The organism is Roseomonas genomospecies 6, from assembly GCF_008365375.1.
GTDB lineage: Bacteria > Pseudomonadota > Alphaproteobacteria > Azospirillales > Azospirillaceae > Azospirillum.
Map to the genome: position 1 here is coordinate 158610 of NZ_QOKW01000012.1, position 25949 is coordinate 184558.

28 protein-coding genes are annotated in these 25949 nt (G+C 66.7%); 18 read left to right on the forward strand and 10 right to left on the reverse strand.

Going from position 1 to position 25949, the window contains the following annotated elements:
• Positions 1-167: 167 nt before the first annotated feature.
• On the reverse strand, positions 168-3080 hold the full coding sequence (locus tag DS843_RS16670; RefSeq protein WP_167525347.1) for a relaxase domain-containing protein: 2913 nt from the start codon (positions 3078-3080) through the stop codon (positions 168-170).
• A gap of 559 nt (positions 3081-3639) precedes the next feature.
• Between DS843_RS16670 and DS843_RS16675 the strand changes: the two genes are divergently transcribed.
• On the forward strand, positions 3640-4257 hold the full coding sequence (locus tag DS843_RS16675) for a hypothetical protein (RefSeq protein ID WP_149469997.1): 618 nt from the start codon (positions 3640-3642) through the stop codon (positions 4255-4257).
• A 52-nt stretch (positions 4258-4309) separates the two neighbouring features.
• Positions 4310-4729, forward strand: a complete 420-nt coding sequence (locus DS843_RS16680) for a hypothetical protein (RefSeq protein WP_149469998.1) — start codon at positions 4310-4312, stop codon at positions 4727-4729.
• Positions 4730-4781: 52 nt separating this feature from the next.
• Here DS843_RS16680 and DS843_RS16685 read toward each other — a convergent pair whose 3' ends face one another.
• Complete coding sequence (locus DS843_RS16685; RefSeq protein WP_149164794.1) at positions 4782-4973, reverse strand: hypothetical protein; 192 nt, start codon at positions 4971-4973, stop codon at positions 4782-4784.
• Positions 4974-5284: 311 nt separating this feature from the next.
• On the reverse strand, positions 5285-6604 hold the full coding sequence (locus DS843_RS16690; protein WP_167525348.1) for a competence protein CoiA family protein: 1320 nt from the start codon (positions 6602-6604) through the stop codon (positions 5285-5287).
• A gap of 331 nt (positions 6605-6935) precedes the next feature.
• Between DS843_RS16690 and DS843_RS16695 the strand changes: the two genes are divergently transcribed.
• Complete coding sequence (locus DS843_RS16695; RefSeq protein ID WP_149470000.1) at positions 6936-7385, forward strand: hypothetical protein; 450 nt, start codon at positions 6936-6938, stop codon at positions 7383-7385.
• Entirely contained in the window at positions 7385-8113 is a 729-nt protein-coding gene (locus DS843_RS16700; RefSeq protein ID WP_149164791.1) for a hypothetical protein, read from the forward strand. Before DS843_RS16695 ends, DS843_RS16700 begins: the two co-directional genes overlap by 1 nt.
• Positions 8114-8216: 103 nt before the next feature.
• Here DS843_RS16700 and DS843_RS16705 read toward each other — a convergent pair whose 3' ends face one another.
• Both DS843_RS16705 and DS843_RS16710 read right to left on the reverse strand, forming a co-directional pair.
• Complete coding sequence (locus tag DS843_RS16705) at positions 8217-8900, reverse strand: hypothetical protein (protein WP_149470001.1); 684 nt, start codon at positions 8898-8900, stop codon at positions 8217-8219.
• The gene (locus DS843_RS16710; protein WP_149470002.1) at positions 8893-9201 is read right to left on the reverse strand and encodes a hypothetical protein; all 309 of its coding nucleotides are present in this window, start codon (positions 9199-9201) and stop codon (positions 8893-8895) included. Before DS843_RS16710 ends, DS843_RS16705 begins: the two co-directional genes overlap by 8 nt.
• Positions 9202-9641: 440 nt before the next feature.
• Here DS843_RS16710 and DS843_RS16715 point away from each other — a divergent pair, with 440 nt between their 5' ends.
• Positions 9642-10391, forward strand: coding sequence for a hypothetical protein (locus tag DS843_RS16715; RefSeq protein WP_149164787.1), 750 nt, complete (start codon positions 9642-9644; stop codon positions 10389-10391).
• Positions 10392-10810: 419 nt separating this feature from the next.
• Here DS843_RS16715 and DS843_RS16720 read toward each other — a convergent pair whose 3' ends face one another.
• On the reverse strand, positions 10811-11140 hold the full coding sequence (locus tag DS843_RS16720) for an HU family DNA-binding protein (RefSeq protein WP_286192142.1): 330 nt from the start codon (positions 11138-11140) through the stop codon (positions 10811-10813).
• Between the two features lie 20 nt (positions 11141-11160).
• Between DS843_RS16720 and DS843_RS16725 the strand changes: the two genes are divergently transcribed.
• Positions 11161-11835, forward strand: a complete 675-nt coding sequence (locus tag DS843_RS16725; protein WP_149470004.1) for a hypothetical protein — start codon at positions 11161-11163, stop codon at positions 11833-11835.
• Between the two features lie 18 nt (positions 11836-11853).
• Here the strand turns inward: DS843_RS16725 and DS843_RS16730 are convergent, their stop codons facing one another.
• Positions 11854-12837, reverse strand: a complete 984-nt coding sequence (locus DS843_RS16730) for a hypothetical protein (protein WP_149470005.1) — start codon at positions 12835-12837, stop codon at positions 11854-11856.
• A gap of 142 nt (positions 12838-12979) precedes the next feature.
• Between DS843_RS16730 and DS843_RS16735 the strand changes: the two genes are divergently transcribed.
• Genes DS843_RS16735 through DS843_RS16745 form a run of 3 tightly spaced genes read left to right on the forward strand, consistent with a single transcriptional unit; the run spans position 12980 to position 14206 of the window.
• Positions 12980-13318: a hypothetical protein gene (locus tag DS843_RS16735; RefSeq protein WP_149164783.1), complete on the forward strand. Its 339-nt coding sequence runs from the start codon at positions 12980-12982 to the stop codon at positions 13316-13318.
• Positions 13315-13692 carry an HNH endonuclease gene (locus tag DS843_RS16740; protein ID WP_149470006.1) on the forward strand — a complete coding sequence of 126 codons (378 nt, stop codon included), beginning with the start codon at positions 13315-13317 and terminating at the stop codon, positions 13690-13692. The genes DS843_RS16735 and DS843_RS16740 overlap by 4 nt, the downstream gene beginning before the upstream one ends.
• A 28-nt stretch (positions 13693-13720) precedes the next feature.
• Entirely contained in the window at positions 13721-14206 is a 486-nt protein-coding gene (locus tag DS843_RS16745; protein WP_149470007.1) for a hypothetical protein, read from the forward strand.
• A gap of 18 nt (positions 14207-14224) precedes the next feature.
• On the opposite strand, the gene DS843_RS16750 is transcribed toward DS843_RS16745, so the two are convergent.
• A complete protein-coding gene (locus DS843_RS16750) occupies positions 14225-14761 on the reverse strand; it encodes a metallophosphoesterase (RefSeq protein WP_149164780.1) in 537 nt (178 codons plus the stop codon).
• A gap of 290 nt (positions 14762-15051) precedes the next feature.
• The gene (locus DS843_RS16755) at positions 15052-16056 is read right to left on the reverse strand and encodes a hypothetical protein (protein WP_167525349.1); all 1005 of its coding nucleotides are present in this window, start codon (positions 16054-16056) and stop codon (positions 15052-15054) included.
• A 401-nt stretch (positions 16057-16457) separates the two neighbouring features.
• Between DS843_RS16755 and DS843_RS16765 the strand changes: the two genes are divergently transcribed.
• Positions 16458-16736 (forward strand): helix-turn-helix domain-containing protein, encoded by a 279-nt coding sequence (locus DS843_RS16765; protein ID WP_149470008.1) that lies wholly within the window; start codon positions 16458-16460, stop codon positions 16734-16736.
• 45 nt (positions 16737-16781) lie between these two features.
• Here DS843_RS16765 and DS843_RS16770 read toward each other — a convergent pair whose 3' ends face one another.
• Complete coding sequence (locus DS843_RS16770) at positions 16782-17039, reverse strand: hypothetical protein (protein ID WP_149164777.1); 258 nt, start codon at positions 17037-17039, stop codon at positions 16782-16784.
• A gap of 2086 nt (positions 17040-19125) precedes the next feature.
• Between DS843_RS16770 and DS843_RS16775 the strand changes: the two genes are divergently transcribed.
• The 8 genes from DS843_RS16775 to DS843_RS31250 all read left to right on the forward strand — a co-directional run bounded on the left by DS843_RS16775 (position 19126) and on the right by DS843_RS31250 (position 25728).
• Positions 19126-20271 carry a nucleotidyltransferase domain-containing protein gene (locus tag DS843_RS16775; RefSeq protein ID WP_149470009.1) on the forward strand — a complete coding sequence of 382 codons (1146 nt, stop codon included), beginning with the start codon at positions 19126-19128 and terminating at the stop codon, positions 20269-20271.
• A 77-nt stretch (positions 20272-20348) separates the two neighbouring features.
• Positions 20349-20903, forward strand: a complete 555-nt coding sequence (locus DS843_RS16780) for a type II CBASS E2 protein (protein ID WP_149470010.1) — start codon at positions 20349-20351, stop codon at positions 20901-20903.
• A 4-nt stretch (positions 20904-20907) separates the two neighbouring features.
• Positions 20908-22074: an SAVED domain-containing protein gene (locus DS843_RS16785; protein ID WP_149470011.1), complete on the forward strand. Its 1167-nt coding sequence runs from the start codon at positions 20908-20910 to the stop codon at positions 22072-22074.
• A gap of 263 nt (positions 22075-22337) precedes the next feature.
• Positions 22338-22655 carry a hypothetical protein gene (locus DS843_RS16790; RefSeq protein ID WP_149470012.1) on the forward strand — a complete coding sequence of 106 codons (318 nt, stop codon included), beginning with the start codon at positions 22338-22340 and terminating at the stop codon, positions 22653-22655.
• A 2-nt stretch (positions 22656-22657) separates the two neighbouring features.
• Positions 22658-23374 (forward strand): hypothetical protein, encoded by a 717-nt coding sequence (locus DS843_RS16795; protein WP_149470013.1) that lies wholly within the window; start codon positions 22658-22660, stop codon positions 23372-23374.
• Positions 23375-23526: 152 nt separating this feature from the next.
• On the forward strand, positions 23527-23859 hold the full coding sequence (locus DS843_RS16800) for a hypothetical protein (RefSeq protein ID WP_149470014.1): 333 nt from the start codon (positions 23527-23529) through the stop codon (positions 23857-23859).
• A 57-nt stretch (positions 23860-23916) separates the two neighbouring features.
• Positions 23917-24621: a hypothetical protein gene (locus tag DS843_RS16805; protein ID WP_149470015.1), complete on the forward strand. Its 705-nt coding sequence runs from the start codon at positions 23917-23919 to the stop codon at positions 24619-24621.
• A gap of 156 nt (positions 24622-24777) precedes the next feature.
• Positions 24778-25728, forward strand: coding sequence for a P-loop NTPase family protein (locus DS843_RS31250; protein ID WP_167525350.1), 951 nt, complete (start codon positions 24778-24780; stop codon positions 25726-25728).
• Positions 25729-25949 lie beyond the last annotated feature (221 nt).

Genomic DNA, 25949 nt, shown 5'->3' on the forward strand with positions numbered 1-25949 from the left:
CGTACAAGATTACATCACACTGAAGGCCGCTCGGCGGCGGGAAATCAATGTCATCCACGCAGGTGTCGGGCAACACAACGGAGGAGGCGGCGTTCTCCCCGCGGACGGTGGTGAGCAGGAGGCGCGCCCTGGGAATTCTTCTTGGGTGGTGACCACGCTGGCCATCGTCATGCGTCGCGCTCCCGGGCGGTGGACGGCTTGCGTAGACGCAGGCCCAGTGCCTCGCCACCGCGCTCGGTCGCCTCCGCCTCCGGGTCGGTGGTCTCGAGCTCGGCGGTCGCGGGGTCGGGCGTCTCGGGGTCGGGATCCAGCTCCGGGTCTTCGATGGCAACGTATGTGAGGCCCTGACCAGACAGGCTGTGGAAACGGAGCTCGCCGAGACGGGCGAGCAGCGACTGCGGGTGCAATCGGGACAGCGCGGCCACGGCTGCGGTCTCCACCTCCTCGGCGAGAGCTCCGGCGGGCCGGGCGCGGGCCGCGGACACCACCTGCGCGGCGTCGAGGGTGCGCTCCAGGAGGACGGCTTCCGTCACGTCGCGGCGGCGGGCGAGCTCCGCGACTGCCCGCAAGACCTGATCCGGCTCGTCCGTCTCGATCTCGCGTGCCAGGGCGGCCTCGTCCCGGTCGGCGAGGCCGCCGCGCAGCACCGCCTGCACGGCCGCGCGCGCCGCGATTTCGGCCTGCTCACGCCGCCGCGCCCGCTCGCGGTCGCGCTTGCGGCGCTCCACGTCGTCGCCGAGCAGACGCGGGTCGGCCAGCACCGTGACGTCGGAGCCGAGACGCCAGGCGGTCCGCAGCGCGTTCGCGGTGGCGCGGTGGTCGGCGATGGCCACCACCATATCGGCGCGCCGCGACGGCGTGATGCCCCCAGGCATGTCGGCCCAGGCATGGCGCAGCAGCTTGGTCTTCTCGATGACGGTATCACCCGTGCCGTTTCGGCTCCCCGGCCACACGATTTTGGCCGCGACGTCCTTGACGATGGCGCCGTTCGGGTCGGCCTCGGCGTACGTGATCTTGCCGACTGCGCCGTCGGGAAGACGGACAAGGTCGCCGCGGGCCAGCGGCATCGGACCGCGCTCGCCTTGCGCCACGCCGATGTCCGCTTTGAGCACGCCGTACGCCCGCAGTTTTTCACGGACCCGTGCGTTGACCGCGTCGGCCGTGGTGCGGCTGGGGACCACCACCGCCACGTCGCGGCGTTTGCCTTTGTTCAGCGCCGCCTGGAGCACGCGCTCGGCCGCCTCCTCGACGGCGTCGCCGCTGGCCACAAGTTGGCCTTGTGCGTGCAGAAGCCGTGCCGTCGGCTCACCGAGCGACAGCCCCAGTGCTTCCGAGAGCGTGTTGAAGCCACTCGGCCGCCCCGGGTCGACCGGGGTGTTCGCGCCGACCAGGATCAAGCGGGATCCAGCCTCTTCGCGCGCCATCACTGCCTCGGCGATTACGCCGAAGGGCAGCGCATGGGCCTGTTCGACGACCGTAACCTCCGCTCCGCCGCCCTCGAGCTTGAAGGCGGCGCGCAGCGCATCGGCCACCCCGGATCCGCCCTCCACGCACACGACGCCGTCCGCGCCCAGCGCCCGCTTGGCGACCGTCTGCGCGACCGCGTCGGGCATGCTGCCGATCTGGCGCAGGCGCTGGGCGGCCAGCTTGACGATGGGCTCGGGCATCGGGTCGAGGGTGTCCTGGGCGGTGACGGCGAGCGCCGCGACTTCGCGCTCCTGATCCAGCTGGCGTGGCATGTAGTAACTTTTTGACCCGTCATGCTCGGGTGTCGGCAGACGCTTCAGCACGCCGTCCTCGATCAGGGCCTCCCCGGCGGCCACCGCGGTCCTCAGGTCAGCCCGCCCGAGCGCCTGCGCCATCACGGTGGTCCAGACTGCGGACTCGGCGTGGATGTGCTCGCGCGTCAGGAGGTCGGCCTCGGCCGCCTCGGCGACCTGCGCGGTGGTCAGGCGCTGGCGGCCGTTGCCGCCGCCGAGGCGCGCGCAGGCCTCCGCTTCGTCGTGCCCGAACCCGGACCGTGCCAAGCGCTCGTGCCACGCGCCCCGCCAGTCGAAACCCTCCGGCGCCAGCGAGCTTTTGGGTTTGCGCGTGGCTTTGTTGCGCGCGTTCGTCCAAGCCCCTTCGTTGATGATGGCGTCCGGGTCGGCGCGGCGGGCGGCGTCGATGTGTGCCCGGAGTTCCATGCAGCGGCGGCTGAACTGTTCCACCAGCTCGCGGCTGACACCGGCGACGTCGAACAGTGCTCCTGGATCCTTCTCGCCCATCCCGCCGCCGACCAGGCCGTGCGGCGACGGCGCCGCCCAGTCCGCGGCCGACCGCGGCACCACCTGGAAGCCGATCGTCTCCAGGCGGTCGGCCAGCGCGACCCGGAACGCAGCACCGCCCAATTTTTGCAGCTGGAGCTGGCGGCGAGACTCGCAGGAATGCCACGCCATTGCCGCCACGGTGTCGTGGTCCGGGTCCTCCCCCCACGTCGCCAAGTATTTGGCGATTTCCTCGTGCAGTCCTGCGGGGTCAAGGCCTGGGGTGAAGGCATTGTCGTGGAGGTGGATGGACGGGTCGCCAAAGCGCGTGTCGGCGTGCAGGAATGAGGCGCCGCAGAACAGTCCCGGGCGCTCGATCAAGCCGCCCTTGCCGCGTCTGACGACGCCGCCGAGCCGCTCGAGGAGAGTCCGGGCCTCGTGGGCCGCCTCGCGCAGGCCGAGCTCGATCGCCGCCTTCGTCGGGCTGTCATCCGTCACGCCTGCCCAGACCAGGGTCGGGGTCTTGGGCGACGAAAAGGTTCGGTCGATGCCGACGACGCGCCGCGGGCTGCCTGCGTTGCGGGCTAGGGGGATGCCGCGCTCGAAGGTCGGGGCGTAGCCCCGCGCCAGGCGGCGCACCAGGTTGCGGCCACCGTCGTCGTCGATCAGGTCGCCGTGGCGGATGCCCCACGGCGCCAGCAGGCCGTGCGGATCGTTCCAGCGGCCGCGCGGGCCGCCGTCAGGCGACGCCTCGTACCAGCCCTGGCCCTTTACCGAGGTCAGGTAATATTCCATGGCGCCAGCGCCCCCGGTCTTCTTCGCGATGTTCAACATGATGGGTGTCTCCGGACGGTGATGTGTTCGGTTCAGGCTGCGGTGGAGGCTGGCGAGGGAGGAGGGGCCAGTGTCAGCGGCGGCCGCCCTTGGCGGCGTTGCCCGCCAAGCCCTTCTCCATGCCCTCGACGAACCGGAGGAACTCCTGGCGCAGGCGCCGGATGCCCACGCTCTCGGCCAAGCGGTCCGCCGACGCGCGGCCACCTCGCTGCGCAGCGCCACCACGTCCCCGGAGCCGTCGCCTTCGGCGTCCGGAACGTCGTTGCCGTAGAAGTGGCCGCCGTCATAGTCGCTCGGCTCCGGCAGCGGCGCCGAGTTCGCGTACATCTCGTCGAGGAAGGCAGCGGGGTTCGGCAGACCTTCAGGCTTCGTCGGCATGGCGGTGTTCTCCCAAGCGGGTGGTGACGCAGGCATGGCCTGCCTTCCGCCAATGCTCGGGCGATCGCGGTAAACGATGGATGTTGCAGCAGGGTGGGTAGGGTGAACGCCCCAGGTCGCCGTGGCCCTCAAGCGTAGCCAGGAAGCGCGAATTGATGGACGGCGCGGCCTGGACTAAAAAGTGAACATGGAGGTGGCCTGTTCGCCGATGGAGGCGCCGATGTGGAGGGGTGAACCGGATGCCGAGGCCTGCGCTGTGGCCGTGTCGGGCAGCGGCGGGCAGGAAGCAGCGGCGCAGCGGAACACCCAGGACGCGGCGTCTGTCCCCGCCGATGTCGCTGGGTGGGTCGCGCGGATGGGAATGCCCATGGAGGCCGTCGCCGTGCTGATCGGCGTGCCCGTGACGGTTCTGCGGTCCTGTGCCGAAGCGGGCAGGGCGCCCCTGACCGTGCTGATGGCTCTGGAGTTGCTCGAGCTCAGGATGGCGCCACGGGCGCCGCCCCCGCGGTTGGCGCCATTGCCGACGCCGCGCCCGGAGCTTACCGAGCCCGTGCGCCTGCTCCTGTTGGCGGCGTCCGTCGCCGACCCGGTGGACGCTCACGACATCCCGGACATCCTGGGTCCAGTACCCGGACTGCTCGGCCAAGCGGGCCCAGCGCTGACCGGGGATGCCAGCCGTATCGTAGCTGAGATCCTCGTCATCCTGAGCGAACTGGGCGCCAGAAGCGGTGACGCCATGATGAGCATGGCCGCGGCCGCCCGACTGAAGCGTCTGGCGTTTGCCCTGGCGGTGCTGTAACGGAGCTCAGGTGGTTCCGCAGCGGGTCTTGATGCGCGCGTCGGAGGTGGCGATGGAGCGGCAGGAACTGACGGCCATCCTGGCGTCGTGGCAAGCGGGAGAGATCGGCTACCGGGACGCCATGGGGCGCAGCGGCATTGGAAGCCTGTTCGGGCTCTACGAGGCCGCAAGGCAATGCAACATTCCACTCCGGAAGGATCTGCTTCCGCGTGAGGAACGCGCGGTGGCGTTGGCGACCATGGATCTGCTCGGCGAACGTCCGGTCAACACACACGATGTGCTGGAGCGGTTCAAGACGATGCTCCGCCGCCTGGTGGCCCGTGCCGCCGCGCGCGGGATCCCGCTGGACACGACTGACCTGGTCCTGCGCCGTCGCATCTACCGTGCTGCTAAGCGCATCGAAAAGTCCAGGGCGCGGCGCGGCGACGACCGGCCGTACCTGGATGGGGACGACGGACCCGCTCCACGTTGAGCGGACGCCGTGGCAACCCGTGCCCCGGCCAAAGGGAGGTGGCCGGGGCTTGTCATGCGCCGGGCGTCTGGTCGGCGCGCAGCGCCGCGGACGCGAGCGTGCCGTAGACCCGTTTCGCGTCGCCCTGGCGGCACGGCCGCACGGTGTCGAACCTCACCACGCTCTTGCCCAAGCGCGCCTCCAGCAGGGCCATCGCCGCCTTCACGTCGCGCTCGTCCCCGATGAATCTGATTTCGAGCGCCATCGGCATCCCCGTCGTTCTGAAACGAGTCTTAGCATGGCGCGCTTCGACGCAAGCGTCACGGTGCTGCCGGGTCTGCCAACCGGTTCCCGCCAAAAGGCGGCTGACCCCGAGCAGTAAGGGCTGTGATCCCCTTGCCCCTGGACCGTCTATGGAGGACCTTCGTGGTTGTCTACGCGAGCTGGCCCTGACCTTTCGGCACCACGAAATGACGACAGGATTGGCTCCCCGCCACATGGCTCATGAGTATCATCCTGTCCATTGGCGAAAGGCAACCGCTCACGGTTTCTTTCGCCTGTATTCACCCCCGCCAACTATCCGAACATCAGTCGGCAAAGTCCTTCCCAGGCTCGTTTCAAGCTGCTGGAGGACGCCGGTAATGCCGTTGTCTGGCGGCGGGACTTCCTCAACTGCTTCAAGTTCTTTTTCGGCAACCCGCACTGCTCTTCGGTGAGCCGCTCGCTGCCATCGAGCATGCGAATGGCAAGCGCCGTGGCGGCACTGTGTGCCACAGGCGGCAGGCTATGGCATGCCCATACATGTTGCTGGACCACAGCTCTGGGAGTCTTTTCACCAAGAATGTCGTTGGCACGATCCAGCCAAGCCTGGGTGCCGGGCGCTCCCAAATGCGGGTCCAACATCTCCGTCAGAAGAGACAGCTCAGCGGCCGTGGCGGATCTGATCGCCTCAGCTCTTTCGGCCTCCATGCGCCGCCGCTCCTCGGCCAAACGCTTCTCCCTCGCGATTCTCTGCCGTTCGGTTTTGATGGCGTTGATACCCTGTTCAATGACCGCGGCCCACTCAGCGTCCGACCAATGCTCGTCAGCCACCGGGTTCCGCCGCCACCACCATCCAGGTTTGAGCCCAGAAAAGCGCCGCATGTCGCGGTGGCCCGAGATATTCCGAGCCGGAGCCCTCAGTGCCACCTCCGGCGTGATGAACTCCGCTTCTGGGGCGGTGCCGCAATGGGGGCACAGTAACCCCATGCCCCCGGGCGCAACGCGGCCGGTTGCTTTGCCGGTGCGCTCAGCGAGCGTCTTGAGGGCTTCTGCTGGGTCACCAAGAGAAGCCAGCGGAACAGCTACTGGATGAAGATCGCCCCGGATGCGGTTCGGATAGAGCCCCGCGTAGGACGTTCTGTACCAATCCCGGCCACACCCACCGCAGGGAAAGTCGTACCCAATGACGGTGAAGGGGACTTTCGCCAAGTTGGACAGATCATCAAAAACGATCACGCCCCGTAGAAACGCAGACAGTTTTTTTCTTAGAACGTCAATCTGGAACTCGATGTCGCCACTCGGAAGCCGGACTGGATAAACATACCGTTGGTCCTTGGGAGCATCATCAAAATCACGCTTATTGCCAAAGAACCATACTGTGTCCAGGTTTTGCGCCGCCCGAGCTGAGGTTCTTTCATTGGTGGTGTAGCCGGTTTGCCTGGACAGCTGGATCTCGATGGCCACATTCTTTTTGGTTCCCCGCTGAACCACCTCGACATCCGGTCGTATTGTGCCGCGATCATACTCCGCAATGGCATCGAAGCCGAGTTCGTGGGCGACGGTCAGCGCCTCGATTTTGAGGCGGAGGTGGGCTTCGCTCTCCTGGGAGCCGACCGAGCAGGCGCTGCCGGGCATATGCGCAAAGTGCCTGAGACCTCGAGGCGACCGCGTTGCCTTTGCGGGGTGATCGCAGCAGCACATGAGCAGCTTCCCGGACTTGCTCAGCCCCTGCACCCGTGTCCAGGATTCGGCCGTCTCTAAGTACGCTCTAATGTACTCCAATCCGTTTCGAGCAATCAGCTGCATTTCCACCCCAGACACTTCTGCATGGTTGCCGAGCAACCTGCATACCGGGGTATTCTTGAGGGTTGCCGACACCACCAAATTCAACAAAAAAAGTTGCGAAACCGTTATCGAAACAGGTAGTTGCGATGGGTTGGGTGTGAGGATGGCTGGAGCCGGTTGAATGCATTTCAAGATTGATTCGCGAGCGGAAGATGTGGTGCGGGTGGTCGAGCAGGGCGGGTTCCCAGGCTTGGCCGACGAGATCCGCTCTGTCCTGTTCACCGGACGGATCTCCGAAGAGCTGGAGTCTCCGGCCGACGGTCATGATGCACCGCGTGTCCACATCAGCGATCCCCAGCCGTATGACGCCGACGAGCAGTTCGATATCGCACTCGACATGCTGGTGAGCGCGACGATTGGCCGGGTGCGCCTGCTGAAAGCGGCTGAGGACCGGCTGAAGGATGTGACCGACAACCCTAAGGCGCGCCTGATGGCGTGGGTCGATCCTGAGGTGGGCGCCGTTCCAGCCGTGCCCGACGATGCCGTCCGGATTGCAGACAGGCTCGAGCATCTTCTCGGCCTTGCACGGAATATGCGGACCCTCGATAGCCTTCCGTCGAAGAGTTCGTAATGCGTACCCAGATCATCGACCTGCTGACCCAGCTTGGCGCCGCGTTGCCGCCCGGCTTCGCCTTCAACAAAGCGGGGACGGCCTACGAGGCGCTTGTCGCTCTGTCAGTCGCCTACCAATTCAAGTCGCCTTACTACCGGACCACGGTGGAGGTGTGCGACCATACTGGAACCCCCGCCAGTCACTTCGTCATCAGGCAAAGCCCTGGTAAGATCCACCCGGCGACCGCAAACGCCCCGCGCCCAGGTTTCATCCGCCTGACCTTCCATGGGCGTCGGGTCAAGCGCGTTTATGAGATCCACAACAGCGTTCAGTTCGAGGGACGCTCCGGAAGCAACCACGAACAAGACGTGTCTGTTGTTGCCCAGAAAACCGGCGACGACCTGCGCAATCTGCCGGGTGGCGGCCGTCCATCCGGCAAGGATCTGAAGGTCGCAGTCGAATGCAAGGACATCCCGAAAGGGGCGGGCGTCGGGATCGCCCGAGGCAGCGTCGGCAACGCTTTTGATTTGTCGCCGAAGCGCAGCCGCGGTGGCAGCTACAAGCAGGCGTTCAGCAAAACTCGCATGTTTGCGGTTGCTGTGCTTGGAGGGATGTCTGTGGGAGGAACACGGGTGCTGGATTACTACGGGATCAGTGTGTATGCGAACGCCAACCCGACAACTCCCGGCCCTCACCCTCTGATTGTGGATGTCGCGGCACGCATTCACGAGGACATGAAGCGATGACGCCCACGCCTCGACCAAGGCTTTGGCAGGCAAACCGATCAGAGCGTCAGGAGCATGTGCCGCACCGGCATCGGGTCACAGGTGCCGCTGGCTGCCGCCGGGCTTACGGGAAGCTCTGGCCGCCGCGCCGACGGACGATGTCGGGGTGGCCTTCGACCACCGCCGTCAGCGCGCCACCGCGGTCGAGCAGGCGGTCGGACAGCGCGACGATGAGCGGATTCGGCGTGGCGCAGGGGCGTGCCGCCAGCACCCGGTCCAGCGCCTCGGCTTCCCGACCCGGTCCGAGGCCGTCGGCGACGACAGCCAGCGCCATGGCGGTCGAACGCGCGATGCCAAGATGGCAGTGGATCAGCAGCCTGCCACCGTGCTGACGAGCGAAGCCCAGCGCGGCCTCGACGTGGTGCTGACGGGGTGCGCGGGGATGGGCGGCATCCGCCGTGTCTTCGCACTCGATGACCAGCTGCGGCACCGTGCCTACACGCGGCGCGCCGCCGCCTCCGTCGACGGCCCCAGGGGATTGAAGTGATAGCACCGCGGCGATCGGCTGCCCTGCGCGCGCCGCCGCCGCCATCGCCGACTGCACCGCCAAACAGCCGCAGATCAGCAAGTCCTCGGTGCCGTGCACCGGGACCTCCCAGGCACGCAGCCGTGTCGTCGACGGCGCGCCACACACCGGGCACTCCAGCTGTCGCCCCAGGTTCCAGAACTCGCCGCAGGCGCAGGCGGCGTGGTCGTGGGGGTGGTCATCCATCGGGTGCCAAGGGTACGAGATGGAGCCTTCAGGCATCGCTCATCCCCCACGCCGCCGTCATGCAGTCCCGCAGACACTCGGACGCCTCCTCCAGCTCGCCATCCGCCACGGCGCCGAGAGCGGCGCCGACCAGCGCGTCCACCGGTCCGAGGGCGCCGCGGATGAGACCGCAGGCTTCCACGCGGCCGTGGTCGGGGTCGAAGCGGCGCGCCAGGATGGCGACGCAGCGCCCGTTTCCGGCGACGTAATCCGCCGCGTCAACCTCCTCCATCAAGATCTCCATCCGCTTCCGGGGCGACGCCTGGGGGCGGAACTCTTCGACCGTGACACGCAGCACCGACGCCCCCTCCCCGGACTTCCCGCACCGGGTTTTGTTGATCACCTGGAACGCGATGTCGATTGCTCTCTTCGAGAGATGCCGTCCGGTCGGATTGAGCACAAAAAGCGAACATGCTAACGTGCCGTGGGCGGACGTCGCACCGGTTGGCCACAGGATTCGCAGCGGAGGCGGAGGCGGGATGGACTGGGTGCGGATCGTGGCGGGAGTGCTGCTTGCTCTCGGCGGCCTCGGGGTCGCGTGGTACGCACCGCGCGCTGTGAAGGCTTGGGCGATGATGGCCAGCACCCGCAGGGAGCGCCAGCACCTGCTGCACCGGTTGGACCGCCTGGACGCCGACCGCAGGTGCGAGTAGGCCGCCCGCAGGACTGACAACGGCGTCTTGGAACCGGGTCGCCAACGCCTTACTCTCCGCACCCGATCAGCAGGGAGCGAAAGCTGTGCAGTACCCGTGGGACCTTCTTCCGTTCGACCTTCTGAAGGCCATCGACGACTGGCAGTCGGGCAGCCACAACAAGGTCGCCAAGGCGGACACCTTGAAGTCTGTCTGTGCGTCGCTGAAGCATGTCCAATCCATGTTCGCGTCCTGTCCACCCGAGGTCTTCCGGCGCGTTCAAATCAATAAAAAGATCGCGGATAGCGTCGGCGTGGCCGATGCCGTCATCGAGGACGTGTCGGCATGGACGACGGACATCGACGTTGCCTTTGGCTTCAAAGGCGGCATTCCAAAATACCCAAAGACCGCGCTCATCTACCGCCGTGTTCCCTTGTCCACCGAGGTCATCATCAACTTGAACGACGTGTACGGGCACGGTGACGGCACAACGCTGCCCGCCGCGGTCGCCTACTGGCAGACGACGATGGGCCACGTCTTTGACAAGGGCATCGACAAGTACGGGGCCTCACAGAAGGAAGTCGTACTGGATGAACACGTCATCCTGGGCGGTGAGATCCATTGCTTCGGCGGCCACCAGTCGATTCTGAACAGGGTTCCGAACATTGGGACTCAGTCCGCGGACGGCATGAGCGACGCCGAGGCAAAGCGGACGATATTGGGAAACACCCCTGGCCTGCTGGTCACGCCGAGCGGCGAATGGACGGTGTACGCCCAGGCCTCGGAAAACATCCGTGAGCGCCTCCGCGAGCGAGTTGAGACGGCCATCAACGCGACGTCGTTCACCCCCATCTAAGGCGGGGCGATACCACGGACATGGAGGGGTGGGCGTGCAGGATCGCACCGGGGAAACAGAGCCGCAGGGTCGCCGATGCTGAACCCGGGTCGCAATCCGATGGATCGCGTCCGGCATTGGCTGTCGCCACATCTTCCGTACAGCCGCGTTCCGGGCGATGTCGGGCAATGCCCGCACGAAACGTGGCGCTCGCGTGTTCTGCGGGGACTGCCAGGGCTGCCGCGCGGCACCGTTCAGCGCGGCTCTGTGGATGAGCCTGACCGACAGATGCAGCAGGCCGAGGCGGCGGCGTTCTCCGCTGCACACCGTCGACAGCCACTGTGGCGGAGGTGGCTGCCGACTCGTTTCTGGCGTTGAGCAGCAACGCCCTGGTGTAGGGGGTAGAGCGGTTCAGTCGCCCCTTCGTGCGAGCGAGCCGATCACTCGGCGTCGGCCGTCTGGCCGCCCACGGCCTGCTTCAGGGTGCTCGACGGCTTGAACTTGGGCGCCTTGCCCGCGGGGATCTCGATGGTCGCACCCGTGTGCAGGTTGCGCCCTTGGCGCGCCGCGACCTCGCGCACCTCGAAGATGCCGAACCCGGTCAGCTTCACGTCGTCGCCCTTGGCCAGCACCTCGGCGATGCCCTCGGTGACCGCGTCGAGCGCCCGACCCGCATCCGCTTTGCTGGAGCCGAGCTTGCCCGCGATGAGTTCGATGAATTCGGCCTTGTTCATGGCTCTAGCCTCGTTTGGTTGTAGAGGTGGGCGCATCTCGCCTCTTGATTTCCAAGATGACCCGGAAAGCCCTGGGGCTCAAGCGATTCCGCGCCATCGACGCGAGGTCGGCTCCCTCCGCGCACGACACCCTTCAGAAAGCGGCGACCGCCCATCCTGACGGTGGACGCCGCGCCCTGACCGGTCGGCGACCGTCCGTTTCGGAGGTCAACATGCGCCCGCCCGCCGCCCACTCGTCGTTGGATGAACTCTGCCATCAGGTCCTGCTCGGCGGACCGCCGTCACCCCGTCTGCTCGAGGGGGTTCGGCACGCTCGCCAGAACGGCTGGAAGCCGGTCGCCGTTCTGGCCATGGGGACGGCCGCATTCCGGACCTGGAAGCGGGAGAACGGCTTCGACAGGTACTTCTCGCAAATCTTCGGTGAGAACCGGAGCAAGCGCTACGACTTCATCCTGCTGGTCGGCGAGCGGCACCCGGAAACCGTCTGCAAGGATGACGGTGCAGGCAGCCGCTACGCGCTGTTCCTGCTCTCCTACGCCGACGCCGAGCGGCTGACCGGACGGCGCAAGTTCCAGCGACCGCGCCAGGACGGCAAAGCGCCGAAGGACCACGGGACCCTGCGCATCAAGGCGTATGGGACGATCGGCGGGCACTCGGTTGCCCCTTGGCGTGACCACCACGTCTCGGCCGATGAGGCGCGCCACATCGTGCACGCCGCGTTCGGCGGCTGAGCCCTTCCGACCTGGCGGTCACCGCGACGGGACGGTGGGTTTGGGCATCGGCTCGAGCTGGCCGCCATCCAGGCTCGCCAGGAAGGTCTCGAGGTCCAGCTGCTCGCCCGCGTCCACCAGTGCGGCCGACGGCGGCGCGGGCATCGGCATGAACACGACGACGGCGGCTTCCGGTGCGGCGTCGTCGAACGTCATGGTCGGCACATCGTCGGCCACGGAGACCGATTCCGCTGTCGGTGCGGCGATCGGCATTTCGGGCTGGGCGGCGGACTGGGCCACAGCCTTCTTCTTGCGGTCGCTGCGGCCCGCTGTTTCCCGCGCCTGCGGCGCCGCGTCCACGGTCTGCTGGGCCCTGCGCTCGGTCCTCGACCAGGTGCTCTTCTTGCCCTTCTTCGCGGGCTTGGCAGGGTCCGGGCTCGGCTCCGTCTGGAGGGCCACCGGCGCCTCCACGAGGGCGTCGGGCGGTGCGGCAGCGGGCAGCGGGGCGTCGGGCCCCTTTAAGGCTTCATGAAGCGCGCTGGCTGGTGTCGCGGGCTTGGGCGCGGTCATCTTCGCGCCATTCCGCACGGCCGCATCCAGAGCCTCCTGGAACGCCCGTACGGCGCTGTCGAACACCGCCTTCTGGGCGGCGCCGACACGGCCCGCGGCGAGCACCAGGTTGGCGTTGGACGAGGTGGCCATCGCCTTCAGGTTCTCCGCGGCACCGCGCAGGCGCGCGACGGCTTCCTCGATCTCGCGGACAGCCGAGACGGTGTTGGTCCCGACCTTCTGCTGCGAGAACCACGCCTGGGCCTGTGCGAGCTCCTGGGGTTCCATGCGCTCCCGGATCAGCGGCGCGACGGTGCCCAGGTCGATGGGCTGGCTGCCGAGCGAGCGTTGCGCCGTACCGCGGAGCTCCTTCGACCAGAACTGGCGGACCCAGGCGACGCGGCGGCCGCCGCAGCGGACCTTGGGGAAGAGAATGGGCGGACGCCCATTGCCGAACGGATCGTCGAACCACATGCGCGCCTCCTGCGGACACCGGTCCGCACAGAATGCGGCGACCGCTGGCAAGGAACGGGTTCTCGGTAAGGGGCCTGGGTTGCACACGCCGAGTTGCTCTGCTTCAATGCGCGGCAAAGCTGTAACGTGGCGGTTGGGGGGAATGGCGATGCTGGACTGGTTATCCCGGATTCTGTGCTCGAGCAGGCAAGACCCTCCGGCAAAGCAGCTGGAGGTCATCCAGCAGGCGACCCCGCAGATCGAGCTCACGCTTGAAGAGCGGATTCGCCGCCTCGCCGACCGAACGCGCGGCTACAGCCAACGCTCCGAGACCGAGCTGAGCGAGATTGTCGCCGATCTGAACACGGTGCTGGACATCGTTGATGCCCTAGTCAGCGCCCTGGAAAACGTCAACGCGGCCGACGACGCCAAGCGACTGCGCACGAGGCTGAAGGGAGCCCGCACCCGCGCCCAGAACACGTTGAACCGGAGGTCGGCGTGAGCCGCCTGCTCGAGCAAATCGCCGAGCAGGCCGTCGCGCATCAGATGGCCACCTTCGACCGATTGTGGGAAACGGTCGAGGAGTGCTCGTCCATCCTCAAGGAGATCGCTCCTGGTCGCCGTCGTCCCTGGATGGCTCACGTCATTGCCCAGATCTACGACGAGCAGGGCGGCGTTTGCCCGTGGTGCAGCGAGCCTCTTGACTTTGGACATTGGCATGTCGACCACCGCGTTCCCTTCACGTTCGGCGGCGGCAACGAGCGCGGCAACCTGCAAGTCCTCCACCCCCGTTGCAACCAGCAGAAGGGTGATGCCGTCGATGTGTTCGACCTGCTCAAGTACCTCGAAGATCGGTACATGAACTTGAACCTGTGACGGCGCCGGAGCGCTCTGGAGATCCACAATGTTCGGAGCCTGGTTGGAGCGCCGCCGTTACCGAACCCGTGTCCTGAACGCGCTGATGCCGATGCTCGACGGCCTCGGCCTGACGTCGGCGAAAGCCCTGCTCAGGCACTACCCGGGTATCGAGAACGCCGTCCTCGACCACCACGGTCGGGGTGACGACCACCGCGTGGCCGCCATGGCGATCGTCGGCACGGTCCTCACCGACCAGATCGAACGGCACTACGACGCCGACCAGCGTGCGGCCATCCTCGCGCAGTTGACCGACAACGCCACCCCCAAGGCCAGCAAGGACAGGCTCGCCCAGGCCATCCTGAGTGCCGAAGAGGTCGCCCACCTGTGGGTCGAGAACAGCGGCGCCGACAGGGGGCTGCGCGACCTGATGATGAGCGAGATCATCGGCGCACTTCAGGGCTACGGCGCTGAGGAGCGTTCCCGCAGACGGCTCCACCGGGCTCTGAGCGCAGCCGTGCACGCGACGGGCTGACGGCCCGCGTCCTGTCCTTCAGTCCTCGTCGGCGCCGTCGTAGCGGATTTCCGGCAGCTCGGCCAGACGCGCGCGGATCTGATCGAGGCTGACCGGAGCGAAGTCCCAGCAGTCCACGCCCACATCAAGGCTCTGGCGGTTGCCCGGGAGGCTGCCATGGCTGTGGCCGTAGAGGTGGATGACGCCGCGCCGCATGGAGTTCCACACCCGCATCCCGTAATGCAGGAGCACGATGCGCTGGCCGTCCACCGTGATCTCGCGGTACGGCGCGGGGTCGGACGCCCAGCGCTGCTGAAGCGTCGGCCCCTTCTCGTGATTCCCCAGCGTGAGGTGCTTGCGGCCATTCAACTTCTTGAAGATGCCCGCCAGGCGCTTGGGATCACACTTGTACGCGAAATCCCCGAGGTGATGGACGTCGTCGTCCTGGCCCACCACGGCGTTCCAGCGGCGGACGAGTTCGTCGTCATGCTCGTCAATGTTGTGGAAGGGGCGCTGGCAATGCTCGAGGATCCGGGCATGGCCGAAATGCGTGTCGCTGGTGAAGAAGACCGCCATCTGGAACTCCTGACCGGGAAGCGCCCCGTCGCGGCCGTTCAAGAGGCGGTGGGGCGGGTTACGTGCGCGTGATCGCAGAGCCCAACGTCGTCGGGCCGTTCGCGGGGGTCGGTATCTGCACGCCGAAGACCAGCATCGCGGTCGCACTTCTCCAGATTGGTGCACCATTTTACCGCACAAAGCGGTCCGCGATCAATGGTGGCTTTCGTCATACGAAAGACGCCTTATAGGTTGCAGGCGCACTGCCAGCCTGGGAGTGCGGACATCGGTCCGCACTGTGTGGCGGTCCTTTACCCGCACCGGTCTGTGCCGACGGCGACGGGCATTCCGGTGTCCGGGTCAAGGCGCCGCGACATCGCTTCGAGGAATGCACCCAGGCCGCACAGGTCGTCGAGGCTGCGTCCCATCGGAGGGCTGGCAACCGCGAGCAGCCGCCCGTCTTCCCGCCCCAGGAACTCGACCCGGTAGGGCGCCCCGTGCCGCTCGGACGGGCGGGTCAGCAGGTCCAGGTACGTGTCGGCGAGATCGCTCCATCCGGGTGGCACGTCGAGCTGGCCGACCATGACCAGCGGGTGCCGCTGCGCCAGCGTTTGAGCGAGTGTCGTGTCCAGCTCCGGGATGCGCGGTGCGCGCCAGCGGGACAGGTCCCTTGGCTCACAGCCCTGGCGCGCGGCTTCGGCGGGTGACAACGTCCGCAGCCAGCCGCCGCAGCGGCATGGCCGTCCTGGAGCCCCGGTTTCTTCGCAGACCCGGTTCGAGAACGCCTCCGCCAGGTCGATCGCGCCGTCTTCGAACCTGTCGTGCCCGCGCGTGCAGAAGCTCAGGCCGCCGTATTTCTCTTTGATCTGGACGGCCTCCACCAGCGGTGTCCCTGCCTCGACGGCGTGCACGGTCAGCACTTCGCAGAGCGCGTCGAGGATGCTGAACCATCCGTCCTCGCACTCGATGCCGAAGCTCATCAGGCTGTCGGAAGGGGGCAGGTCGCGCTGGCCGAAAACGCCCGGATACCGCTCGTACAGCCGCATGGACAACTCACGATGCATCGGCGCACCCTCGACAACAGCATGCGGCCGAGCACAGTGCGATCGCTTGGTGTTTATGTCAACGGAACGGGGGGAGTTGGGATGGCTACAACGATCAGGCCCATCCGAAGCGACGCGGACCACGAACGCGCCCTCGCCGAAGTCCGCCGCTTGTGGGGCGCCGAGCCCGGTTCTCCCGAGGCCGACGCCCTCGAAGTGCTGGCCGTCCTCATCGACGACTACGTGTAGCCGCTTGAGATCATCGGCGGCCATGCTCGATTTCATCGCGGAATCGCGCTCACGCAAACTGCGAATGGACCGTCCGCAATGTTTAGATTACACGCGGATGTGCTCAAACTCCGTGCGACGTGCTCGCAATCATCGGCTTGTGCTTACATTAGGTGACGTGTCTCGTATGACTGTAGATCCGGGCGCGCCGCTGTCGCGGAACGTCGAAAACCACCCTGTTGAGGCGCCAAGGCTGTCTCTTCAGCACGTCTCCACAGGGTAAACCCATGTGGGACCACACTGATCGGAGAATGTGAGCAAAGCGGGATGATTGCGAGCATGTCGCATTCATCCTGAGCACCGGCGCATCCAATGTGAGCATCAGCCCCGCCCCGTTCTCACCTATTTTGAACGGAATTTTCCGATGAAATCGAGCACGGCCGCCGATGATCTCAAGCGGCTACAACTACGAGAGAACCCGCTGGCCCATCGAGCGCGTCGACGCGGTCGCCGCCATCGAAGCCCATCTCGCGACGACCGGCCTGGGCCTGGGAGACCTTGCGGAGCTGGTCGGCTCGGAGGACGACGCGGCGGAGATCCTCGGCCGTCGACGGCGGCTCACCATCGACATGGCAGCGCGGCTGTCCAGCGAGTGGGGCCTACCCGCTGACTGGCTGATCCAGCCGTACGAACTGGCCGCAGGCCAAGACGGCAGCAGTGGGTGAGCTGTCTGCGGACACCGGTCCACACCGAGCCACTAGAGGGTGAAGTCAGAACCAGAAGGAGCGTTTGCCGAAGCGCGGGCGCGCGCTTATGCGGGGTGCCGCAGGGCGGGGCGCCGTTCTCACTGGTTTCGCTGCGGCCTCTTCCAGGATTTCTTTCTGGACGGTGTGCAAGCGCTCGAGCAGAGGGCGGCGGGTTGCCACGATGCACCAGCCGCCGTCCGGACCGCTGGCGGCGCCGACCGCCTGACCCTCGCGGGTGACGGTCACCGTGGCCGACTTCGCTCTGAACCGGTCTTGCGCCATCCTTCGTTCTCCGTGTCCGCGCTCTCAGCCACAGCCATTTCAGGGCGGCCTCAGCAAACGAAGGATGACGGGCAACTCCGTGGGCGCCCGTGTTGCCCGACGCCTCCCGGCGCCCCGATGTCCACCGGCGGCTGGGCGAGGACGCGGCGGCGGGAAACTCCGTATCAACTGTGTCAACACAGACCACGGGGAGGGGGATGCCGTTGGCGTCCGCAGCGCAAGCCGCCGATCCCGGGCGGCCGTCGGTCGGCACGGGCGGCATCCCGGTGTTCGGGCGGCTGCGGGCGCACCGGGGCGGCGGGCCCGTGTTCCCGGACGGCTGGGCGGCGCGCGCGCCGTGTGTCGCCTGGGGCGGCGGGGGCAGGCGGCGCCTCGGGGCGGGCGGCTCGGCGTGACTGGCGGGGATGACCGACAGCGAGGCGGGCAGCGAAACCCAAGGAAACCGGGAAGTCAGGGCAGGGTGAGTGGGGTGCAAAGCGTCACCGGGGGAAAGGGACGCGATGGCGACGCGGCGGGGATCGGGCGGGCGGCGGCCGCGGACGCCCGAGGCTCGTTCGTCCGGCCCCATAGGCCGTTCGCCGTCCGAGGACCGCTCGGCGGTACTTGGGGCGGGGCGGCGGTCAGCGCGCTTGACGGTGCCGTCGCCCCGGGCCGTTCCAGGCGGCTCTGGGCGCGCCCCGCGGCGGCGGCGGGGTTGGGGCGGCTGAAGGCCGTTGGGATGGCGGAGGCCCTGGCTGGGGCCGTCTGGCCAGGGGTCGGTCGGCCGGGGGCGATCGCTGCCGTCGCGCAGCGGGGCGCTCCCCCGTTGACTGGGGGTGGTTTTCGGCCGTCGAAGGACTTCTAGGTCCTCCGGAGGTTGGCCCCTGTCGTCCGAAGCGGTGTCCGGGCGGCTGGAAGCCGTTCGGACACCGGAACCGCCGTCCGAGCCCCCGAAGGGGGCGAGGATGGCCTCCATCGACCGTGGCCAGGCCCGACGCTGGCGTCGGGACGGCTCATTCGGAGGGCGCGCAGCGACCGACGACCACCGGGTGCCTTGCACCCCACCCACCCGATCAGGAAAAGGTGATTCACGGCACCCAAGGAGTGATCCACGTCCCAAAAATGACGGCTCATAGACGGCTGCATAGACGGGGGATTCACGGGCAGTTCATGGGTTACGGCCTGCGACCGCGGCGGCGCGGGCAGGAATGGGGCGGCGCAGGATTGATGGTTAGCGGCGATGCGTGAAGGCGGCGGTGAGTTTCGTGAGCATTTGGCAGGATGGCGATCGGGAGTTTGGCGGCGGGTTTATGGAGAGATGACGGAGTCTTTGTGGGTGATCGACAGGGTATTCACGGGCAATTTGCGGGTCGTAGACGGAAAATATGCGGTTGATGACTGCCAAGGCTGGTGGAAGCCCCTGCGCGCGGGAACCGGGAAAGGCATGTGCCGGTGCGGACCGGTGTCCGCACGGTTCTGGTGATGGTCAGCCCGTAGAACTGCGTCTACTCGCTCAAGATGGCGGCAGGCGCGCTCGCCGCCCAGGAATGTTTGTTGAAACCACCCGCTGCACGGCTTCATGGCGGCTGTGGCTTGGTGTGCCTGTCCGCAGCCACGTTGGTCCCTTGACCGCGTTGCCGAAACGCAGAATCGGGTGGGCACGTCGCGCGGTGCTCCCCGAGGGAAGCGATGTCTTCATGGAGCGCTCACAGACGCCGTCGCCCGGTGGAAGGTGGCCGATCGCCACGTCAATGCGCTGCCACGGCGAGGCCTGCCGCGTCACCCACGTGGAGAGCCATGACTTCGGCCAACTTCCCGCGCGGGCGGCTAGCCGATGGAGCCGAGATCGGGGTGCCAGCCTGAATCGTGCCGGACAACGCGCCGCTAAGCGATCGTGCCTCGGGGCGCCCCGCGCTCTCACAAGGGGCACAGGAAGGCCCGTTCCTCCGAAAAAGCGCGAAATTTTTGTGCTTACTTGAAAGCAACCTGTGAGTGTCTCATATGGGCGGTCGAAGCATCGCTGTTCGAGGTGCCCCCGCTGCGCACGCGGGACGCGACACCCCTTCCCGGCATGCGTCGCGCAACCCAGTGCCACAACGGATCCATCATGAACGGTACGACTGCTTGGCTTAACGAACTCCTTCGCGACATCGCCCAAAAGGTTCAGCTTCCGCCGAGCAGGTACGCTGAGGCGGTTACACACTACGAGGCTGTCGCCAAATTCTTGGAAGCGGATGGCAGCCCTCTGCGTCCCCACGGCCCGCTTCTTCTCTATCCGCAGGGGTCGTTCCGAATCCAATCGACGATCTCGTCGCGGCTGGACCACGATGAGTTCGACATCGACCTGATGCTCGAACTCAACAACGTGCAACGGACCGAGGACCCGGATACGGTCCTTGACCTCGTGGTGAAGGGCCTGACGCGGGAACGGGACGACGGCCGGTACCGCGGGTGCCGCGTTACGAAGAAGAAGCGATGCGTCACCGTTGAGTACGAAGAGATGCATCTCGACATCACTCCGGCTGTGTTGATCGATGGCGCGCCGCGCACAAGCGTTATTTTTGACCGTCACCCTGACCGGCCGTCCCACGTTGTCAGCAACCCCGAGGGCTTCGCCCGAGCGTTCGAGGATGCCACCCTGCCGCGCGAACTCGTCTTGGCGATGGAGCGGGCGCTTCCTGTGCCCGAACAGAAGCCCCTTGAGGCAAAGTCCGATCAGCTTCTCGCGCTTCAGCTGCTGAAGCGGCATCGGAACGTGCTCTATGAGCGTGGCGGCAACAAGCCACCCTCGGTCCTGCTGGCATGGTTCACCATGCACGCTCCGAGGGGCGACGGCCTGATCGGCCAGCTGGCGCGCCTTGCGCTGAGCATTGAGCAGACTCTGGCGCGCGGCCCCCTCCGGGTGGAGAACCCAGCGTGTCCGCAGGAGAACTTCGCGGATCGGTGGCCCGCAAACCAGGCCGAGCAGAACCGGTTTGCGAAGGAGATGGGTGCGCTCCGGAAAACTCTCATCGCGTTGCACGAGTCCGATGAACCGCTCTCCGCCAAGCGCGACGTGCTCCGGAGCCTGTTCGGCGAGGCTGTCACCAACCTTGCCTTCGAAGCTCTCAACGAGCGCATTGGAAGCACGGGGCAGACGTCGGGTGTCGGCTGGCGGCCGCGCACCGGCATCGTTTTGCCCGTCGCGGCGACCGGCGGCCAAACCGTAGCCCCGCACACCTTCTTCGGAGGCCCCGACCGCGAGGGACGTTGATCGTGTCGCGTCCCCCGTTTCCCCGGCCTGGCGATGCTCAATTCGCTCGGAACGTGCTGGAGGATCAGGCGGCGGGCATGGCGCGCCTGTTCCCCCGCCTGCGTCCCATCTGGCGCACCCGTTGGGGAATCACATGGCGGGGGACGTTGCGCCCGGTCGCCCAATCCTACACCATCGAGCTCGGCTTCATTGTCGGCGCCGTCTTCCGCGACGTCGAGGTGGCATACAGGCCGCCGCGCGCCCGGGTTCTCGCCCCTGAACTGCGCAGGCGTCCGGAGGCCCCGATGGAGCCGATCCCGCACGTTTACCAAGAGGACCATCCTGTCGTTCCCTGTCTTTACTACCCAGGGGAGTGGAACGTATTCATGCCACTTGCGGAGACCGTGGTCCCCTGGCTCCTCCATTGGTTCGTTCACTACGAACTCTGGCAGGCCACCGGGGAGTGGACCGGCGGCGGTCGTCATCCCGACGGCGACCCCGAGCGCATCGGCGACCGTGACGGTCGCTCCGTCCCTGGCCATGCAGCAACACGCCGCCTCGCCCTCGCCCTGAACCCGCATGTAATGTCAGAGATGGGCTTCCTAGTCCGCCGGGCGCACGGCGCCGCCCCGTCCAGCCTGCCTGAGGATTGAGCCGATGTCCCTGCTGCATAAGGTCTTCGACACCCTGCTCACCGCCGTGTCGAAGGTTGTGGACTTCGCCTTGCGCCGCAGGTCATTCCCCTTGAGAATCTTCAGGGCGGGCCTGATCCTTATCGGTGCGTCCGTCGCCGGGTCCTGGGTGTCGTCGCTTTTCTACGCCGACGATGTGAGGGCCCTTTCCCTCCACATCGAGATCTCCGGCGGAACACCGGAACTCATCACGTGGCTCGCCTTCATCATCGGGCTTGTCCTCACCGCCGTTGGCGGCGTCTGGGAAGCGATCCGCTTCGCAGAGGAGGAGAGAAAGGAAGAGGAGCGGCGCGCTCGCAGGCGTGTTGTCGTCATCGAGCAGCGCGGCCTCGCCAAGAGTTCCGGATCTCCTCTGAAGGACGCTCTGCCGAAGGACGTCGTTGGTGTCCCGCAGAGTATCCTGCTGGACCACACGCCATATGTTGAGAACAACTCGGTGACGGACCCGGAGCGGGTCGTCGGCGAGGTCGCAACGGTGCGCCACGACCTGGAGCGCTCGGTTTCCGACGTGGCTCGCGAGGACGTCACCGTGGTGTACGGCGGCGTGTCTCCGGTGCCCCTGACCTTCCTCGCCGGGTTTTTGCTCGATGACGACGGCGCCGTCCGCATCGTGGACTGGGACCGCGGGGAGGCGCGCTGGCGAAGCCTGGACGGCGCCGACGACGGGGAGCGGTTCATCGTGGATGGCTTTGACCGCGTTCCCCGTGGCGCGGCAGAGGTCGCGGTGGCCGTCGAGGTCTCCTACGCTGTGGATGCAGACGCCGTCGGCCGGTCGCTCGGCGCGGTGCCCGTCGTTCGACTCTCGCTGCCGACCATCGACAAGGACAATCACTGGTCCGACGCGAAGCAACGGGCACTGGCCGCCCAGTTTCTGAAGGTGGTGAGCGACCTCGGCAACCGCGGGGTCCGGACCATCCATCTGTTCCTGGTGGCTCAGAACAGCGTCGTCTTCCGATTGGGGCAGCGCTACGACCAGCGCAACCTGCCAGAGGTGCTGGTGCATCAGTATGAGAAGACGGCGAACCCGCCCCATCCATGGGCCGTAAAGATGCCGACCCACGGGATCAACCGACCGGTGGTCGTCCGCCGGGCGCCACTTGCAGTCCAGCACCCCACCGACCGCAGCGCCTAACGGATGTCCGATCGGCGTCGTGTTCACGGGAGCTGTTCGGGACGTTGAGGGTGTCCTAGACGGCGGGTTTGCGCTTGGGTGCCACCCGGTGTCCGCCTGATGGAGGCCACCCTCACGGCGCCATCTCGGGGTGTTTGCTGACCCTTAACGGAGCTTAGACGGGGTCTTCACACTTCGTTTCCGGGGAACTTGCGTCAATAGCATTGAGTGTTGCGTAGCCCGCCCATAGCCTTGATCAGGGGTTGTCGCGGATGGAGAGGGCCATGGCCAAGGTATTGGATTTCCAAGCGGAACGACGGCGGTTGCGTCCCGTGCCGACGCCCGTCCGCGGGGAGCCGCCGAGGTCCCTGTTGGCCTGCGTCAGGACGTATTTCAACGAGATCGAGCGGCTGTGTGAGCCGTACCAACACGACTGGCGGAGGATCCGCGACATGCTGACCGAGGCCAACATGCTGGCCCCAGGCGCGTCGGCGGGAGCCCTGCGCGGTTTCTTCCTGGGTGTACGCAACGAGCAACGTGAACGGCACAATGGGCCAAACGTCGGCCGCGTGGCTCAGACGTGCGGACGGGGGAATGGATGACCATGACCATCAACATCGAGCAGGCCCGCCAGCGGATTCTTGAAGCCGAGCGCGAGGTGCTGGGGGTTGCGTACCCCAAGACCATTGAGATCGTCCGCACCCTCTTCGGCGACATCGAGGGCCTGAAGGGTCGTCACCGCGAGTGGGACAAGGTCAAGAAGGTGTTGGTGGCGGCCGAACTCCTGCCACCGGACACGTCAGTGGGAACGCTGCGCCAATACTTCTTCGCCATCCAAAAAGAGCGCCGCGACATCGCCGCCGTGGACGCCGTCCCGGAGCAGGCGCCGATGCCGAAGCACGAGGCCTTGGTGGCGATCGAGCCGAAGGCGGATAAGCGCGCTCGCCCGGGCAAGGCGGAGAAGACGGCTGCGGCCGCGGTGTCCACCGTGGTGGAAGGCGGCGCGGCCAAGTCCGTCGAGCCCGACCTGACGCCGCCGTCGAGCCCGGACATGACGCCGAAGGACTTAGAGGAATTGCTCGCGCAGGCTCATGCCCGCGACGCCGCTCCGGTGACCGCGGATCTCGGCGGTCCGGGCGTCGAAGAGGACGAGCCCGAGGGCGGCGATGCGACGGCCCTCCTGCTGCGCGCCACGGAGCAGACCTACACCGACCGCGGCCAGCCATTCGAACCGATCGTCAATCCCAACGCTCGAGTCGACAGCCGCATCGCCGCCATGGCGCGCCCGCGCTCTTGTGGCCGCGCCATGGCGATGTCCTGATCGCCGTCCTCCATCAGCACCGCGTCATCGAGGCCGCCGACCATCATATCGGCGGCCTCAATGTTGTTCACCAAGCGGAGAACGACCTGGCGCCGAGCCGCACGCCAAACCTACCTTCCCGGTACCATTTCTGAATCCGGTGAAGGACGGCGATGTACAGCGAGCTTTACGATGTCGAATGGGTCGATCTGGACCCGGACGACCCTGACACCGACGACTGGGACGCCAGCGGCCCTTACGGTTTCGAGCTGGAGGTCCGCTGGGATGCGGAAGGTTGGGGGGGAGCGACTTACAGCTGGTATGTGCGTGGCCCCGTGGGGGCCCCGGGAACGGCGGCAACGGACTGCTGGGACAGTGGCTGGTCACCGTGTCTCGATCGGCCTTGGCACGACGCCGAGGAGGCTCTGGACCGTCTGGCGCCGCGCTACAGGGCCTGGGTGCTGGAGCATGGTGATACGGTCCAAACCGGGGAGGCTGTTGCGTAGCCTCGAAGCCTCCCATCTGAACACCGGGGCGGCGGTGGCGGTGGCGGAGGCGGTGGCATGGTGACGGAAGACCTTGAAGAGCGGCTGTCGCCCTTGCGGGACGCGCACCGCTACGACCGCCGCATGGCCCACGTCCGCGACCTCCCCAGGCCACTGTTCACACACACCGACGACCTGCCTGTTGACAGGTGGCCCGCTCACCGTGATCGGCTACCCGAGCCGCTGCCGCTGCCGCCCGACCTCGAGAAGGACGATCACGACGGCGCCATGGCTTGGCTTCGGGAGAACGCTGAACGCTTCAACACCACGTTCGACGTCGTTCTGATGCTGGCTTTCCTGGAGCACATCCCCGTGCTGTCCTCCCACCCAGGGACCACATGGATGGTCCTCGAACACAAGGTCGCGGGCACGATGTGCGGCGTCGTGCGCCTCATCGGCGTCCGCCTGACGCCGCGTCCCGAAGCCCACGCCGCGTTCAAGGCGATCGCCCGCCGCTGGTATGGCAGCGACCTGTGCTCGGGGCGACCTCTGCTGTCGCAGCTGCGGGAGTATCAAGACGCCGTGCAGCGCGTTGGCGTCGATTGCAACCGGTCATGGTGGCACTTGTGCGAGGGCATTTACCCGGTCGACCACTCCCAAGAAGCTCTTGCGACGCTGGCCGTGGATCCTCCGGATCTCGACTCACTGTTTGGCGACCCCAGGCCTTACGGGGGCGCCGAACGTTTGGCCAGGCTGGTGTGGCTGGCGCCAAACAGCGACTGACCCCCGCGACCGCGTGGCCGATACTTCTTTGATTTTGTTGGCGAAAGTCGTCTTCCACGCCGCCTCGGCAACATAGATTACTAACCGGGGCGCGTGCAATCTTGGATCTGAGGGTTCGTTCGAGCCCACCAGATTCCAGGCTCAGGAGACGATGTGATGAGCACCGCCAAGAAGCCCCAGGCTCAGCTGCTGACGGGCACGCACCGGGGCACCGCGCCCGTGACCGACCACCTGACCCACTTTTTGCTCGGCGAGAAGGGGAGCTCGGGCAAAACCGTGGTGTCCGAGCTCGTCGCCCTGCTCAGCGACCAGTACGTCGCGCAGGCAGGCGGGACCGAAATGAACGTGGTGACGGTCGACGACCAGCCGCGTCTGCGGCACGTGCTCGGCGATCGCGTCGCCCTCGCGCTGCCGCTGACGCCGCCCGACAACGTGTCGGATGGCGACGAGAGCGAGGATCTGCGGACCTACTACGAGCAGGTCTTCGAGTATCAGAAGGGTCGCGACTGCCTGATCGACACGGGCAGCAACTCCAGCAAGCGCATTTTCTCGTGGTTCAAGGGAGCGCGCGGCGCCTATGCGCGTATGACAAAGGAGGAGGGCGTGCACATGCGCTTCGTCGTCGTCATCGACAACGACGCCGAAGCGGCGAACGGCGCGGCCGACATGTTGGCGGCCGCGTACCGGATGTGGAGCAAACTCGGCAACGCCGACTTCTTCCTCGTCCGCAACGCGCACAAGGGCTCGTTCAAGGGGTTGGAGGCGAGCTGCGAGAAGTATCGTCTGATGCTCGAGTTGCCCTGGCTCAAAATCGTCGATCTGCCGCGCAACAAGTCCATCTTCTGGGACATGTGGCGCAACAAAGGTGAGCGCAGCATCATCGACATGTTTGCTGCGCTCGACGGCGCCGACGAAGACAAAATGCGCCGCGAAGCCTTGGCGACGGAGACGGGCCTCAGCACGGGCAAGGTGAACCACGGCGTTTACGACTTCATGCTGTGGCTCCACGAATCCCAAAAAGCGCTGCTGCCGTTGCTGCGCCCAGAAGTGGCGCAGGGCATTAAGGCCCGCTTGGACGAGGACTCGGACCTGTACGCCGCCGACTGATCCGCACCACGCCGACGGTAAGGCGGGGGGGGGGGGGCACCCCCCCCCCCCCCCCCCCCGGGGGGGGGGCCCCCCCCCCCCCCCCCCCCCTCCCCCCCGCCGGTCTCCTCGTCATCCTCCGCGGTGGCCCGGTGGATGTCGGCCAGCGTGCGGAGCATCGCGCCGATGTCCACCGGCTCCAGCGCGGCGCGGGACAGCTCCGCGTCCAGGCGCGACGCGTT

What these genes read in the sequence shown, in the direction of transcription:
- DS843_RS16670 (WP_167525347.1), bottom strand. Translation starts at nt 3,080, where the DNA reads ATGTTGAACATCGCGAAGAAGACCGGGGGCGCTGGCGCCATGGAATAT.
- DS843_RS16680 (WP_149469998.1), top strand. Translation starts at nt 4,310, where the DNA reads ATGGAGCGGCAGGAACTGACGGCCATCCTGGCGTCGTGGCAAGCGGGA.
- DS843_RS16685 (WP_149164794.1), bottom strand. Translation starts at nt 4,973, where the DNA reads ATGGCGCTCGAAATCAGATTCATCGGGGACGAGCGCGACGTGAAGGCG.
- DS843_RS16690 (WP_167525348.1), bottom strand. Translation starts at nt 6,604, where the DNA reads ATGCCCGGCAGCGCCTGCTCGGTCGGCTCCCAGGAGAGCGAAGCCCAC.
- DS843_RS16695 (WP_149470000.1), top strand. Translation starts at nt 6,936, where the DNA reads ATGCATTTCAAGATTGATTCGCGAGCGGAAGATGTGGTGCGGGTGGTC.
- DS843_RS16700 (WP_149164791.1), top strand. Translation starts at nt 7,385, where the DNA reads ATGCGTACCCAGATCATCGACCTGCTGACCCAGCTTGGCGCCGCGTTG.
- DS843_RS16705 (WP_149470001.1), bottom strand. Translation starts at nt 8,900, where the DNA reads ATGCCTGAAGGCTCCATCTCGTACCCTTGGCACCCGATGGATGACCAC.
- DS843_RS16720 (WP_286192142.1), bottom strand. Translation starts at nt 11,140, where the DNA reads ATGCGCCCACCTCTACAACCAAACGAGGCTAGAGCCATGAACAAGGCC.
- DS843_RS16725 (WP_149470004.1), top strand. Translation starts at nt 11,161, where the DNA reads ATGACCCGGAAAGCCCTGGGGCTCAAGCGATTCCGCGCCATCGACGCG.
- DS843_RS16730 (WP_149470005.1), bottom strand. Translation starts at nt 12,837, where the DNA reads ATGTGGTTCGACGATCCGTTCGGCAATGGGCGTCCGCCCATTCTCTTC.
- DS843_RS16735 (WP_149164783.1), top strand. Translation starts at nt 12,980, where the DNA reads ATGGCGATGCTGGACTGGTTATCCCGGATTCTGTGCTCGAGCAGGCAA.
- DS843_RS16745 (WP_149470007.1), top strand. Translation starts at nt 13,721, where the DNA reads ATGTTCGGAGCCTGGTTGGAGCGCCGCCGTTACCGAACCCGTGTCCTG.
- DS843_RS16750 (WP_149164780.1), bottom strand. Translation starts at nt 14,761, where the DNA reads ATGGCGGTCTTCTTCACCAGCGACACGCATTTCGGCCATGCCCGGATC.
- DS843_RS16755 (WP_167525349.1), bottom strand. Translation starts at nt 16,056, where the DNA reads ATGGCCGCCGATGATCTCAAGCGGCTACACGTAGTCGTCGATGAGGAC.
- DS843_RS16765 (WP_149470008.1), top strand. Translation starts at nt 16,458, where the DNA reads ATGATCTCAAGCGGCTACAACTACGAGAGAACCCGCTGGCCCATCGAG.
- DS843_RS16770 (WP_149164777.1), bottom strand. Translation starts at nt 17,039, where the DNA reads ATGGCGCAAGACCGGTTCAGAGCGAAGTCGGCCACGGTGACCGTCACC.
- DS843_RS16775 (WP_149470009.1), top strand. Translation starts at nt 19,126, where the DNA reads ATGAACGGTACGACTGCTTGGCTTAACGAACTCCTTCGCGACATCGCC.
- DS843_RS16780 (WP_149470010.1), top strand. Translation starts at nt 20,349, where the DNA reads ATGGCGCGCCTGTTCCCCCGCCTGCGTCCCATCTGGCGCACCCGTTGG.
- DS843_RS16785 (WP_149470011.1), top strand. Translation starts at nt 20,908, where the DNA reads ATGTCCCTGCTGCATAAGGTCTTCGACACCCTGCTCACCGCCGTGTCG.
- DS843_RS16790 (WP_149470012.1), top strand. Translation starts at nt 22,338, where the DNA reads ATGGCCAAGGTATTGGATTTCCAAGCGGAACGACGGCGGTTGCGTCCC.
- DS843_RS16795 (WP_149470013.1), top strand. Translation starts at nt 22,658, where the DNA reads ATGACCATCAACATCGAGCAGGCCCGCCAGCGGATTCTTGAAGCCGAG.
- DS843_RS16800 (WP_149470014.1), top strand. Translation starts at nt 23,527, where the DNA reads ATGTACAGCGAGCTTTACGATGTCGAATGGGTCGATCTGGACCCGGAC.
- DS843_RS16805 (WP_149470015.1), top strand. Translation starts at nt 23,917, where the DNA reads ATGGTGACGGAAGACCTTGAAGAGCGGCTGTCGCCCTTGCGGGACGCG.
- DS843_RS31250 (WP_167525350.1), top strand. Translation starts at nt 24,778, where the DNA reads ATGAGCACCGCCAAGAAGCCCCAGGCTCAGCTGCTGACGGGCACGCAC.